This window comes from Mesorhizobium sp. C416B (assembly GCF_030323165.1).
Lineage (GTDB): Bacteria > Pseudomonadota > Alphaproteobacteria > Rhizobiales > Rhizobiaceae > Mesorhizobium.
Genome location: NZ_CP100471.1, coordinates 1,298,351 through 1,311,584, shown reverse-complemented (window position 1 = coordinate 1,311,584; position 13,234 = coordinate 1,298,351). Strand labels below are relative to the sequence as shown.

Here is a 13,234-nt window from a genome sequence, read left to right as displayed (position 1 = left end):
ACCGCCCCGTCGGCAAGGCTGGCAGAGGCCTCGCCGACGTCTGCCGGCAAGTCCGAGTGATCTTTTTGCTGGGCAGGCCCGGTCCCGGCCGTCTCAGACGGCGTAGCCGCCATAACCATGTGCGACCGGCTTGACCGAGACGGCCGGCTGGACCGCGGGCCAGAGGATGCCTGCCGTGACTGCAAAGGTGATCAGGGCATCGCGTGCGGCCTCAGTCGAGATTTCGCCGGCGCGTGCCGCCTCGCAAGCCCTCACGGCCGCGCCATAGCTCAGGCGCCGGCGTGACGGCGGAAATTCGGTCAGGAAATCATGCATCTCGAACAGCGAGGCGAGCATGCGTTTGTGGCCGGCGCCAACGCTAACGGCAACCGGGGTGAAGAACATCGCGTCGTGCATTCTGGCCTCTCTGGATGGGCGGAAGGCGGCGGTCGCCGCTCTCCGATCGCGGGTTGGACGCCAGAAAACGCGGCCGGCGGCCCGAGGTTCCCTGAGAGATGCCATGACAGGACGATTTGCTCTTGAGGTCGCTCCCTGCCGGCTTTCGCGGTTGCGGCTATTTCCACATGCCGCGCATGCGGGCGCCGAGGTCGACGCGGACTTCAGGTCTGTGGCGCGGATCGTCCTTGGCGTGGACGCTCGCCCACGACGTCTGCTCGAAGGCGCCGAGGATCGAGGCCGGGATGAAACGGGTTCGCGAGGCATAGACGTGGCGGTCGCCGCGCGCTGCCTGGCCGTGAGTGAAGAAGCGCTGCGGCGTCACCAGATGCAGGCCGTCCTTGGCCCGCGTCATCGCGACGTAAAGCAGCCGGCGCTCCTCCTCGATGTCTTCCTTGGTGCCGACGCCGAGATCGGCCGGGATGCAGCCATCGACGGTGTTGAGCACGAAGACGTTCTTCCATTCCTGGCCCTTGGCCGAATGGATGGTCGATAGGATCAGATAGTCCTCGTCGCGGTGCGGCGGCCCGGCCTGGTCGCTGGTCGCATCCGGTGGATCCAGCGTCAGCTCGGTCAGGAAGCGCTCGCGCGAAGCATAGCCTGAACCGATCTGCTCGAGCTGCATGAGGTCGGCCCGCCGCGTCGTCGCATCATCGTGCATGCGCTCGAGATGCGGCTCGTACCACAGCCTGACCTGTTCGAGATCGGCCGGCCATTTCCCCGACCGGGCGCGCAGGCCGGAATAGAGTGCAACGAAGGCCGGCCAGTCCTCAGCCGCGCGTTGCGGCGGCCGGTAGCGGGCCAGCCCCATCGCGTCATCGAGCGATGTCGCCATGGTCTCGACGATGGTGCTCGCCGCCGAAGGGCCGATGCCGGGCAGCAGTTGCAGCACGCGGAAGCCGGCGACGCGGTCGCGCGGGTTCTCGGCAAAACGCAGCACCGAAAGCACGTCCTTGACATGGGCGGCGTCGAGGAATTTGAGCCCGCCGAACTTGACGAAGGGGATGTTGCGGCGCGTCAATTCGATCTCCAGCGGGCCGCTGTGGTGCGAGGCGCGAAACAACACCGCCTGCGATTTCAGCACCGTGCCGGCCTCGCGCTCGGCCAGGATGGCCTGGCAGACATAGTTCGCCTGCTCCGCCTCGTCGCGCACGCTGACCAGTTTCGGCCTTTGCGAGGATTTGCGCTCCGACCAGAGGTTCTTGGTGAATCGCTCCGACGCCTCCGAGATGACCGCATTGGCTGCCGCCAAAATAGTCTCGGTCGAGCGGTAATTGCGCTCCAGCATGATGACATCGGCGGCTCGCGCGAATTGTTGCGGGAAATCGAGGATGTTGCGCACTTCCGCGGCGCGAAACGAATAGATCGACTGCGCGTCGTCGCCCACCACCGTCAGTCCGGCGCCGTCCGGCTTCAGCGCCGAAAGGATCGAGGCCTGCAGCCGGTTGGTGTCCTGGTATTCGTCGACCAGCACATGGTCGAAACGCGAGCCCAGATGCGCCGCGATCTCCGGCTCGGCGGCCATCTGCGCCCAGTAGAGCAGGAGGTCGTCGTAATCGAGCACGTTCTGCGCCTGCTTGGCCTCGACATATCCGGCGAACAGCGCCTTCAGTTGTTCGGCCCAGCCGGCACACCACGGAAAGGCCGAACCCAGCACCTCGCCAAGCGGCGCCTGCGCGTTGACGGCGCGCGAATAGATCGCCAGGCAGGTGCCCTTGGTCGGAAAACGGCTTTCGGTCTTCGAGAATCCAAGTTCATGCCGGGCAAGATTCATCAGGTCGGCGGAATCCTCGCGGTCGTGAATGGTAAAGGCCGGGTCAAGGCCGATCGTCAGCGCATAGTCGCGCAGCAGCCTGGCGCCGATGCCGTGAAACGTACCGGCCCAGGCCAGCGCGTCGGCGATGACGGCCGCGTCTCGGCCCAGCACCTCGCCGGCGATGCGTTCGACCCGCCTGGCCATTTCGGTGGCGGCGCGGCGCGAGAATGTCATAAGCAGAATGCGTCTGGGATCAGCTCCCTTGACGATCAGATGCGCGACCCGGTGGGCGAGCGTGTTGGTCTTGCCGGAGCCGGCGCCGGCGATCACCAGCAGCGGCCCGGCGATCTGGCCGTCGCCATGTTCGACGGCGAGCCGCTGCTCGGCGTTGAGCTTCGCCAGATAGGCGGGCTGCAAGGACGAATCAATGATGGCGATGGTCATCGCCTATCAAGCATCGTTTCCGCTTTGTTCGCAACGGGCCGAAGTCGCCCTTATCGCCGTGGCGCGACACCCGTCGCCGCCGACGGGCGCCGCAAGGTGGCGCGTTCGTCGCCAGGCACCGGCAACGGATCGAAATTGTCGGGCACGTCCTTGATGATCTCCTTGGCGATGCGATAGGTCGCGTAAGCGAAAAGGCCGGTAATGAGCAGACGGATCATGGCGCGATCTCCTTTGGGCAACCAACCTCAGAGCCGCCGTTTGGTTCCAGCCGACGCGGTCCGTTTGCGAGCGTGCAACCAAAGCTGAACCACCTCGTTGCCTTACGAAGGAGAGGGCAGACCTAGGAGGTCGCCATGAAGAGGCTTCTGATTCTATTGGCCGCCAGCTTGGCGCTCGCCGCCTGCGACGGCGACATCCAGCCAACCAAAGCCCCGGTGCTCGATCAAACTCCGCAGACGGATTCGGCGCCAAAGCCGGCGGCCAGCGGCGATCAGCCGGCGCAATGATCGTTTTCCGGCGGGAGACGAGAAATGGCTTTCAGGAGAAGAAGGCCGGCGCCGCTTGGGAGGTGAGCTGATAGCGCCGGCCAGGCGGATATCAGGTCCGCCGCAACAACCGAAGATAGCTGAGTCTCTCGCCTGCGTCATGAGGTGGCAGTTTTCGTGCCGGTTCTGCTCATGCCGTCTGCGCAAAACCAGCAGAAAAGACGACAAATCCCGCAAGGCCGCGGAAAGAATCCGACCTCAGGCAATGGCCTTGCGCAGCACCGGGCCGCCGGCAATCCCGGCGTCCAGCTGGCACTGCGTCAGCGCCGCCTCGGCCATGATCCACTGCTTGAACAATTCCACCTTGCGCGTGTAGGGCGCGGTGACCGGGCAGACGAAATACCAGCCGGCGGTGTTGGGGTGATGCACGGCAAACGGCGCGACCAGCCGCTCTGCGCGGATCTCGCTCGCCATATAGGCGCGGTTGGCGACTGCAAAGCCCATGCCGGCATTGGCCGCCTCATAGGACATCATGCAGGAATCGAAATAGATGCTCTTGGTCTCACCGAGCACGGAACTCGCGCCGGCAAAACCCAGCCACGACTGCCAGTTCTGCGTGCAGGTGTCGGAATGCAGCAGCGTGAAATGCCTGAGGTCGTCGGGCGTCACCTGTGACGGCGGCCTATCGCCGAGAACCTCGTGGAACAGCTTCCTGCTGCACACCGGCGTCAAATCCTCCTTGAACAGCAGGTCCGCCTTGAGGTCGGGAAAGCTGCCGTCGCCATAGCGGATCTCGAGGTCGAACTCGGAGGTGGCGAACTCATTGGTGGCGTAGGAGGTCGAGACCCGCATTTCGATTTCGGGATATTGCCGCTGGAACAGCGGCAGGCGGGCAAACAGCCAGCGCGCCGCGAACGTCGGCAGCACCGAAATCTTCAGCACATGCGCCTGCGACTGTCCGGTCGCCTCCATGCTGGCCGCCACGATGCGCTCCAGCGCCTCGCGAACGCGCGACACATAGGTCTCGCCTTCGGGTGTCAGCGACACCGCATTGCCGCCGCGCTGGAAGATCTTGAAGCGCAGCTGTTCCTCGAGGCTTTTGACGCGCTGGCTGACGGCGGAAGCAGTAATAAACTGCTCTTCGCCCGCGCGCGTGAAGTTACGGTGCCGGGCGGCACTTTCGACAATCTTCAGCGAATTGAGGTTGACCTGACTGAGCAGACGCACGCGTTTCGACCTTAAGCTGGGCTTACACTAGCACCAGCATTCCTAATTTTACAGGGGTGGGGAAATTAATCGACAGTTTACCAAGTGATGCCCCCATCCTGGAGAAGTAGAATGAACGCCCATACCATACCTGAACTGCGCTACGCGATGAGCCGAGAAGCCATTATCGGCCATGAGACGGCCTGGAAAGTGTCGGGTTTCGGCGTTGCGCAGTATCTGCATGGCTACGACCCGGCGCTGCTGGCGGCGATCGAAGAGGCGGCGTTGAAGCTCAAGGCCAGCCACGCCGTCCACAAGCACCTCGACCTTACCTTCATCACCGGCGCCGACCGTTTTATCCCGGAGATCAAGGAGTTGCTGCATGACAAGCTGCGCCTGGAACGTCTGTCCGACATGATGGGCACCAAGCTCGAGCCCTATCCGCTGTCGATCGTCGGCTCGACCGTCACTTTCATGAATCCCAAGGACGGCGCCGTCGATTGGCATTGCGACGGTGTCCCGGTCACCGAACTCATTCCGCTGTCGATCAGCAATCCGCTGGTCGGCGGCCATCTCGAAATCTACTGCGACGATTCCGAGACCGGCCGCGCCATCCTTGAATCCGGCCGCGAGATTCCGCGCAACCAGGTCATGCGCATCGACCACAAGATGAACTACGCCACGCTCGGCCAGTTTCTCGGCGTCCTGCACCGCACCGCGCCGATCCAGCTCGGCTCGCGCGTCACGCTGGTCCTCAACCAGCGCTCGGTGGCCAAGCCTTATGTCGACGACAATCGCATGTTCTATCTCGCAGCCGACAATGATCAAGATCGCGAATGGGTCAACGAGCTCGCCGAAGACGTCTGGACGAACCAGCTGCCGGCCTATCGCCGCTTCGAGGAAGAACGTCCGGTTACGGCGGCGGCCGATGCGCCGGTCCCGGGCGGGTCAAGGGAATCCTGGTAGCCAGAGCATAGAAGTGGACGCCGGTTTGGCCGTCGGTAACATCATGGTCGGCGATAATGACAAGGCACCGTCTCGGCGATTCCGGGATGGATCGGGCTCGCCATCGGCCCTGGTCTTCGCCGCCGGCGCGGTCGCCCTGTGGTCGACCAACGCGCTGGTCGGCAAATCGCTGCTGGCCAGCCATCCGGTGTCGCTGGTGCAGTTGCTGCAATTTTGTGGAGCGGCTCTGGTGTTCGCCGTCATCCATCTGGCGAGCCGGAAGAGGGGCCTGCAAGACGCAGCCTTTTCCAAGGGTGCTGACGGCACCCTGGCGCCGGTCGCGGTCGGCTTTATTGGCCTGGTCGGCACCATGGTGCTGCAATACATCGCCTTTGCGTCCATGCCGGTGATCGAGGCCAATCTCGTCGCCTACACCTGGCCGCTGATGGTCGCGGCGGCGGTCATCGTGCTGGGCAAGCGGCAACGCCCCGTGCTTCTGGGTTTGACTGCCGTGCTCGGCTTTGTCGGCGTGGCGCTGGTGATCTCGGGTGGCCGCGGCCAGCCTTTTCTCCAGGGCAGCATCGTCGGCTATCTCGCTGCCTTCGGCTCGGCGCTGTGCATGGCCTTCTATTCGATTGCGGTCGCCCGCCTGGCCACACCGTCGGAGCGTTTGCTTTTGCCTTCGGCATTGGTCGGCGTCGGCCTGACCTTGCTGTGGTGTATTCACGACGGCGCAGCCTGGCCATCCAGCGAGCACCTCCTGCTTGGCCTCTATCTCGGCGCCGGTCCGATGGGGCTGGGATATTATTTCTGGTCGCGCGCCTTGAAGCTTGAAGGCGGTGGCAAGGTTGCGGTCATCGCCTATCTGACGCCGATCGCGTCGACGCTGCTGCTGACACTGTCGGGCGAAAGGCTGACGCTGACCGCGATAGCCGGTGCGGTCCTCGTCATCGGCAGCTGTATTGCGGTGGGCATAGAACGCTCGGAGGCTGAACATGCTTGACGACGATGAACGCCTCGCCAGACAGGAAGCATTCTGGCTGATCAAGGAGTTCGGCGCCGAGGCGCCGCTCTATGCCGCCATGAAGGCCGAAAAGGCGATAGAGCAAAAAGATTTCGGCCGGTGCGCCCGCTGGAAGCGCATTCTGGAGATACTGGCCGACTCCAAACCTGCCGGGTCCGTGCAGTTGAAATCTGCTGGCGCGAAGTCGGCCGTTTCCAAGTATTAGATTTTCTAATTTGCAACGTTGCAACCTGTTGTGGAAACATCCTCCTGTTCCGATTCTTGATCGTTTATTGAGACTTAGCGACCCGTTGGGGGGTGCAGCTAGGTCGATACATCAAGAGAAGTCTTAAAAAAAGCCGGCAACTTCATGACCGGCGGGAGAAACAGAATTGCACACCATCGACAGCAAGACCGCTATTGAACTGACTGCTGACATCGTCTCGGCCTATGTCGGCAACAATCCTCTCCCTGCGTCCGGCCTGCCGGATCTGATCGCCAGCGTCAGCGCATCGGTGCGCAAGCTGGGCAGCATTGCCGCCGTGGAAAGCCCCGCGCTGAACCCCGCTGTCAATCCGAAGCGGTCGGTGTTTCCCGACCACATCGTCTGTCTGGAAGATGGCAAGAAATTCAAGTCGCTGAAACGCCACCTGATGACCGACCATGGTCTCAGCCCGGAGGAATATCGTGGCAAATGGGGCTTGCCGTCGGACTATCCGATGGTGGCGCCGAACTACTCCGCGACCCGTTCGGCACTGGCCAAGTCCTCGGGCCTCGGCCGCAAGCCGGCCGTTCCGGCCGCCGCGGCCAAGGTGACGAAGCGCAAACCCAAAGCCTGAACCAGGCAGCCTCTGAAAAGTCGGTCTGCTGTTTGCAATGGACGGCGCGCTTAAGGCGCGCCGTTTTCATGCCTTATGCCCCCCCGGCGCCCAGGCCCTTGCGAAGCGCCGCCCTCCCGTGCAAAAGCCCCGGCATGCTTATCATCAACGATCTTTCGCTCCGCATGGCCGGACGCTTGCTTCTCGATCATGCCTCGCTGACCTTGCCGGCCGGCACAAAGGCCGGCCTCGTCGGCCGCAACGGCACCGGCAAGACGACGCTGTTCAAGGCCATCACCGGCGACTTTCCCTCCGAGACCGGCTCGATAAGCCTGCCCAAGAACACCCGCATCGGCCAGGTGGCGCAGGAAGCGCCCGGCACCGAGGAGCCGCTGATCGAGATCGTGCTCAAGGCCGATCTCGAGCGCACCGCATTGCTCGAGGAGGAAAAGACCGCCACCGACGCGCACCGCATTGCCGACATCCATATGCGGCTGGCGGATATCGATGCGCATTCGGCGGAATCCCGCGCGGCCACCATCCTCGCCGGCCTTGGCTTCGACGACGCCGCGCAGCGCCGCCCGGCCTCGTCCTTCTCCGGCGGCTGGCGCATGCGTGTGGCGCTCGCCGCGGTGCTGTTTGCCGAGCCCGACCTTCTGCTGCTCGACGAGCCGACCAACTATCTCGATCTCGAAGGCACGCTTTGGTTGGAAAACTACGTGTCGAAATATCCGCACACCGTGCTTCTGATCTCGCACGATCGCGACCTGCTCAACCGCGCCGTCAATTCCATCGTTCATCTCGACCAGAAGAAGCTGACCTTCTGGCGCGGCGGCTACGACCAGTTCGAGCGCCAGTACACCGAGCAGAAGGAATTGCAGGAGAAGGGCCGCGTCAAGCAGGAAGCCGCGCGCAAACACATGGAGTCCTTCGTCGAACGCTTCCGCGCCAAGGCTTCGAAGGCGAGACAGGCGCAGTCGCGCATCAAGGCGCTGGAGAAGATGAAGCCGATTGCCGCGATCGTGAACGACACGGTGCGGCCGTTCTCTTTCCCCGAACCGGTGAAAACGGTGGCGTCGCCGATCATTGCCTTGAACAACGTCAATGTCGGCTACACCGAGGGCCAGCCGATCCTCAAGAAGATGACGTTGCGCATCGATGCCGACGACCGCATCGCCCTGCTCGGCGCCAACGGCAACGGCAAGTCGACCTTCGCCAAGCTTCTGTCGGGCCGGTTGAAGCAGGAGAGCGGCACCATGACGGTGGCGCCGGGCCTGAAAGTGGCGATCTTCGCCCAGCACCAACTCGACGACCTACGCCCGGATGAAAACGCCTATGAGCATGTCCGCCGGCTGATGCCGGAAGCGCCGGAATCCAAGGTGCGCGGCCGCGTCGCCCAGTTCGGTCTGACCACCGAAAAGATGAACACCGCCGCCAAGGACCTGTCCGGCGGCGAGAAGGCGCGCCTGCTCATGGGCCTGTCGGCCTTCGAGGGTCCAAACCTGTTCATCCTCGACGAACCGACCAACCATTTGGACATCGACAGCCGCGAGTCCTTGATCCATGCGCTGAACGAGTTTCCCGGCGCCGTCATCCTGATCTCGCATGACCGGCATCTGCTGGAAGCGACCGCCGACCGCCTGTGGCTGGTCAAGGATGGTGCGGTCAACCCGTATGACGGCGACCTAGAGGACTACAAGACGCTCGTCACCGGCGTGTCCGGCGATCGACGCGGCAAGCGCGAGGCCGAGAAGGCATCAAAGGCCGATCGCCGCCGCGATGCCGCGGCGCGCCGCGCCGCCTTCGAGCCGCTGGCCAAGGAAATCCGCGCCACCGAAGCGCTGATGGACCGCATCCGCAAACGCATCGACCTGATCGAGGATGAACTCGCCAATCCGGCGGTGTACGAAAAGGATCCGTCGACCGCGACCCGGCTCGCCAAGGAGCGCTCGCAGCTGGCACAGCAGTTGGCTGGCCACGAGGAAAAGTGGCTGACCATGTCGGCCGAGTACGAGGAAGGCACGGCGGAGTGATTTACCCTCCCCCTTGTGGGGAGGGTCGATCCGCGAAGCGGAGCGGGGTGGGGGTCCGCGCCGCACCCCACCCCGTCGCTGCGCGCCGACCCTCCCCATCAAGGGGAGGGTAAGATCTGGCCCTACACGCCGCCCGCGAAACCCGCTAAAAACGCCGCATGAACCAGCACGCCAAGGTCAGAATCGGCCACTCCGCCTGTCCGCATGATTGCCCTTCGACCTGCGCGCTCGAGGTCGAACTGCTCGATGGCAACCGCATCGGCCGTGTCCATGGCGCCAAGTCCAATACGTATACGGCTGGTGTGGTCTGCGCCAAGGTCGCGCGCTATGCCGACCGTGTCCACCATCCCGACCGGCTGCTGAAGCCGCTTGTTCGCGCCGACGCCAAGGGCGCCGGCATCTGGAAAGAATCCAGCTGGGAAGCGGCACTCGACCTCGTCGCCGAGAAATTCATCGCGGCCGAGGAAAAATACGGCTCCGAGACCGTCTGGCCTTATTTCTATGCCGGCACGATGGGGCTGGTGCAGCGCGACGGCATCGACCGGCTGCGCCATGCGAAAAAATACTCCGGCTTCTTCGGCTCGATCTGCACCAATCTGGCCTGGACCGGCTGGATGATGGGAGCGGGCGCCTTGCGTGGTCCCGATCCGCGCGAGATGGCGAAGTCCGACTGCGTGGTGATCTGGGGCACCAATGCCGTGGTCACGCAGGTCAATGTCATGACCCACGCCATCAAGGCGCGGAAGGAGCGTGGCGCCAGGATCGTCGTCATCGATGTCTACGAGAACGCGACGATGAAGCAGGCCGATATAGGCCTTGTGCTGAAGCCCGGCACCGATGGCGCGCTGGCCTGCGCGGTCATGCATGTGCTGTTCAGGGAAGGCATGGCCGACCGCGCCTATCTCGAAAGATACACCGACGATCCGAAGGGGCTGGAAGCGCATCTGGAGACGCGCACGCCGGAATGGGCTTCCGCCATCACCGGTCTTGCCGTCACCGAGATCGAGGCTTTCGCACGCCTCGTCGGCACGACGAGGAAAACCTATTTCCGCCTCGGCTATGGCTTTGCCCGCCAGCGCAATGGCTCGGTCAACATGCACGCGGCATCCTGCATCGCCGCCGTCACCGGCGCCTGGCAATATGAGGGTGGCGGTGCCTTCCATTCCAATTCCGGCATCTTCAAGCTCAACCAGGATGTGCTGGAAGGCGCCGCGATGCGCGATCCCAATATTCGCCATCTCGACCAGTCGCGTATCGGCCCGGTGCTGACCGGTGCAGCGGACGCGCTTTACGGTGGCCCGCCGGTGACGGCGATGCTGATCCAGAACACCAACCCGGTGAATGTCGCGCCCGAGCAGCGGCTGGTGAAGCAGGGTTTCCTGCGTGACGACCTGTTCACCTGCGTGCACGAGCAGTTCATGACCGACACGGCAAAGCTCGCCGATGTCGTTTTGCCGGCAACGATGTTTCTCGAGCATGACGACGTCTACAAGGGCGGTGGCAACCAGCACATCACGCTCGGCCCCAAGCTGATCGAACCGCCGGAAGGGCCGCGCACCAACCATTTCGTCATCGAGCAATTGGCGCAGCGTCTCGGCGTCGCAGACCGGCCGGGCTTTGGCCTGACCGAGCAGCAGCATATCGACATCATCCTCGGCAAGCGCGGGCTGGGCTCCTTCGCCAGCCTCAAGGAAGACAAATGGGTCGACCTGCAGCCGGATTTCGAGGCGGCGCATTTCATCGATGGTTTCGGCCATGCCGACAAGAAATTTCACTTCCGCGCCAATTGGAGCGGGCAGGCGGCGCCCAACCGGCCGCCGAAAATCATGGGCCTGTTCGGGCCGGTGGCGGAGCTCCCGGAATTCCCCGACCATGTCGACCTGATCGAGGTCGCGGATGCGGAGCATCCGTTCCGGCTCGCCACATCGCCGGCGCGCAACTTTCTCAATTCGACATTCGCCGAGACACCTGTGTCGAGAGCCAAGGAAGGCCGGCCGGAACTCCTGGTGCACCCGGACGATGCCGCCGCGCTTGGATTGGGCGACGGCGACCGTATCGAGGTCGGCAACCGGCGTGGCGAGGTGGTGCTGCACGCAAAGCTGTTCGAAGGCCTCAAGCGCGGCGTGGTGATCGGCGAGGGCATCTGGCCAAACAGCGCCCATGAGCGTGGCGAAGGCATCAATGTGCTCACCGGCGCCGATGCGCCGGCACCTTATGGCGGCGCTGCCTTTCACGACAACAAGGTCTGGCTGCGGCCGGCGGGCTAAAGCAATTCCAGGAAAAGTGTGAGCGGTTTTCCGTCCGGAATTGCGTAAAAGAGACTGGCTATCCCGGCAGAGGCACCGTCAGCCCCACCTTGACACGGTCCATGGCAACGAAGGTGCGGAATTTTCGGACATTCTTGCTGTCGAAGAACAGTCTGCGCGTCAGGGCCTCATAGGCCCCCATGTCGGCCGCGGTGATGACTAGGATGAAGTCGGCCTCGCCGGTGACGTAGTAGCATTGCTGCACTTCGGGCTCTGCCGAGAATTGCCGCTTGGCCGCGTCGATCAGGTCCGAGCGTTCGCTCTCCAGTTCGACCTCGACGAAAATGTTGATGGGCTGGCCGACCACAACGGGGTTGATGACAGCGACGTTGCCGGCAATGACGCCGGACTGTTCCATGCGCTTGATGCGCCGCTGCACCGCCGGCGCCGACAGGTTGACGGCTTCGCCGATCAGCCGCTGCGGCGTCGTGTTGTCCCGCTGCAGGATGGCAAGGATGGCGAGGTCGAAACTGTCGAGCGAAGGCGATCGAGGCAAAGCGCTATCCTGGCGAAACAAACTTGCATTTCGAAGCGCCAATAACAGCGCTATTTGCGCCTCGGCTGCAATATGATTTCGTCACACCCAAAGGAGGCCACCCGTGTTCCTGCTCAACAGCAATGCCTTGCACCGCCGGCCGCTCGATCCGGTCGATGCCGAAACGCTGGGGAATGCCGGTGCCGATAAGGTCGAGCGCTTTCTTGCCCATCGCGACAATCACCTCGCAACTCCGTTGCATGCATTGCCGACGCTGGCCGGCGAACTCGGCCTCGGCGCCGTCCACATCAAGGATGAAGGCTTTCGCCTCGGTCTCGGCAGTTTCAAGGCGCTCGGCGGCGCCTATGCCGTTTTTCGACTGGTGCTGGAGGAGGCGAGCCGATCGCTTGGTCGGCCCGTTGACGTGGCCGATCTCAACCGGTTCGACGTCCGGGCGGTCGCTGCCGGCATGACGGTTGCCTGCGCCACCGACGGCAATCATGGCCGCTCGGTCGCGGAAGGTGCACAGTTGGTTGGCGCGAAAGCGGCAATCTTCGTTCACGCCGGCGTCAGCGAGGCGCGCATTGCAGCAATAGCCCGCTATGGCGCCGAGATGATCCGCGTCGACGGCAATTATGACGACTCGGTCAGGCAGGCCGCCGAGGTTTCAGCTGAGCAAGGTTGGACCGTGGTGTCCGACACCTCCTGGCCGGGCTACGAGCGCATCCCCGGTCTGGTCATGCAGGGCTATTCGACGATCGTGCGTGAAGCGTTGGGCCAGTTGCCGCAGCCGCCGACCCATGTCTTCGTGCAGGCCGGTGTCGGCGGCATTGCCGCCGCCCTGGCCGGCCATCTCGCCATCGTGCTCGGTGACGCCAGGCCGATTTTCATCGTCGTCGAGCCGGCCCGCGCCGCCTGCGTTGTCGCAGCCGCCCGGGTGGGCCACGTGGTCAAGGTCGCACACGATCAGCCGACGGTGATGGCGATGCTCGAATGCTACGAGGCCTCGCAAGTTGCCTGGCGCGTTCTGGCGCGGGTTGCCGATGCCTTCATGACGGTGGATGAGGAGGAGGCGGTCGCGGTGATGCGGCGGCTGGCACGGCCGGCTGGCAATGATCCAGTGATCGTCGCCGGCGAAAGCGGCGGCGTCGGTCTGGCCGGGCTGATCCGGGCGGTGGCCGACCACAAGGCCGCGCTCGGGCTCGACGACAAATCCCGCGTGCTGCTGATCAACACCGAAGGCGCCACAGACCCGCATCGCTATACCGAGCTGGTCGGGCAGAGCCCCGCCGATGTGCTGGCCGGCAAGCTGAAGGCCGAGGCATAGC

13 protein-coding genes are annotated in these 13,234 nt (G+C 63.7%); 8 read left to right on the top strand and 5 right to left on the bottom strand.

All coding sequences use genetic code 11. From position 1 onward, the window contains the following. Positions 1 to 93: 93 nt before the first annotated feature. The 3 genes from NLY43_RS06670 to NLY43_RS06660 form a co-directional block, all read right to left on the bottom strand. Positions 94 to 396 (bottom strand): DUF982 domain-containing protein, encoded by a 303-nt coding sequence (locus tag NLY43_RS06670; RefSeq protein ID WP_023670262.1) that lies wholly within the window; start codon positions 394 to 396, stop codon positions 94 to 96. A gap of 157 nt (positions 397 to 553) precedes the next feature. Next, on the bottom strand, positions 554 to 2,635 hold the full coding sequence (locus NLY43_RS06665; RefSeq protein ID WP_023711906.1) for an ATP-dependent helicase: 2,082 nt from the start codon (positions 2,633 to 2,635) through the stop codon (positions 554 to 556). 50 nt (positions 2,636 to 2,685) lie between these two features. Further along, a complete protein-coding gene (locus tag NLY43_RS06660; protein WP_023711905.1) occupies positions 2,686 to 2,853 on the bottom strand; it encodes a hypothetical protein in 168 nt (55 codons plus the stop codon). A gap of 135 nt (positions 2,854 to 2,988) precedes the next feature. Here NLY43_RS06660 and NLY43_RS06655 point away from each other — a divergent pair, with 135 nt between their 5' ends. After that, complete coding sequence (locus NLY43_RS06655; RefSeq protein WP_023693936.1) at positions 2,989 to 3,141, top strand: hypothetical protein; 153 nt, start codon at positions 2,989 to 2,991, stop codon at positions 3,139 to 3,141. A gap of 237 nt (positions 3,142 to 3,378) precedes the next feature. On the opposite strand, the gene NLY43_RS06650 is transcribed toward NLY43_RS06655, so the two are convergent. After that, the gene (locus NLY43_RS06650; RefSeq protein WP_023711904.1) at positions 3,379 to 4,347 is read right to left on the bottom strand and encodes a LysR substrate-binding domain-containing protein; all 969 of its coding nucleotides are present in this window, start codon (positions 4,345 to 4,347) and stop codon (positions 3,379 to 3,381) included. A gap of 111 nt (positions 4,348 to 4,458) precedes the next feature. On the opposite strand from NLY43_RS06650, the gene NLY43_RS06645 reads away from it, so the two are divergent. From NLY43_RS06645 to NLY43_RS06620, 6 genes are all read left to right on the top strand, one after another. Then, entirely contained in the window at positions 4,459 to 5,292 is an 834-nt protein-coding gene (locus NLY43_RS06645; RefSeq protein ID WP_023689075.1) for a hypothetical protein, read from the top strand. Positions 5,293 to 5,305: 13 nt separating this feature from the next. Further along, positions 5,306 to 6,274, top strand: coding sequence for a DMT family transporter (locus NLY43_RS06640; RefSeq protein ID WP_245262692.1), 969 nt, complete (start codon positions 5,306 to 5,308; stop codon positions 6,272 to 6,274). Beyond that, positions 6,267 to 6,500, top strand: coding sequence for a hypothetical protein (locus NLY43_RS06635; protein ID WP_023711903.1), 234 nt, complete (start codon positions 6,267 to 6,269; stop codon positions 6,498 to 6,500). The genes NLY43_RS06640 and NLY43_RS06635 overlap by 8 nt, the downstream gene beginning before the upstream one ends. Before the next feature lie 166 nt (positions 6,501 to 6,666). After that, the gene (locus NLY43_RS06630; RefSeq protein WP_023670270.1) at positions 6,667 to 7,113 is read left to right on the top strand and encodes a Ros/MucR family transcriptional regulator; all 447 of its coding nucleotides are present in this window, start codon (positions 6,667 to 6,669) and stop codon (positions 7,111 to 7,113) included. Positions 7,114 to 7,247: 134 nt separating this feature from the next. Beyond that, entirely contained in the window at positions 7,248 to 9,125 is a 1,878-nt protein-coding gene (locus tag NLY43_RS06625) for an ABC-F family ATP-binding cassette domain-containing protein (protein ID WP_023705325.1), read from the top strand. Between the two features lie 158 nt (positions 9,126 to 9,283). Then, positions 9,284 to 11,392 carry a molybdopterin-containing oxidoreductase family protein gene (locus NLY43_RS06620; protein ID WP_023711902.1) on the top strand — a complete coding sequence of 703 codons (2,109 nt, stop codon included), beginning with the start codon at positions 9,284 to 9,286 and terminating at the stop codon, positions 11,390 to 11,392. Between the two features lie 58 nt (positions 11,393 to 11,450). On the opposite strand, the gene NLY43_RS06615 is transcribed toward NLY43_RS06620, so the two are convergent. Next, complete coding sequence (locus NLY43_RS06615) at positions 11,451 to 11,927, bottom strand: Lrp/AsnC family transcriptional regulator (protein WP_023711901.1); 477 nt, start codon at positions 11,925 to 11,927, stop codon at positions 11,451 to 11,453. Between the two features lie 103 nt (positions 11,928 to 12,030). On the opposite strand from NLY43_RS06615, the gene NLY43_RS06610 reads away from it, so the two are divergent. Then, complete coding sequence (locus NLY43_RS06610) at positions 12,031 to 13,233, top strand: diaminopropionate ammonia-lyase (RefSeq protein ID WP_023711900.1); 1,203 nt, start codon at positions 12,031 to 12,033, stop codon at positions 13,231 to 13,233. The last annotated feature ends 1 nt before the right edge of the window (position 13,234 follow it).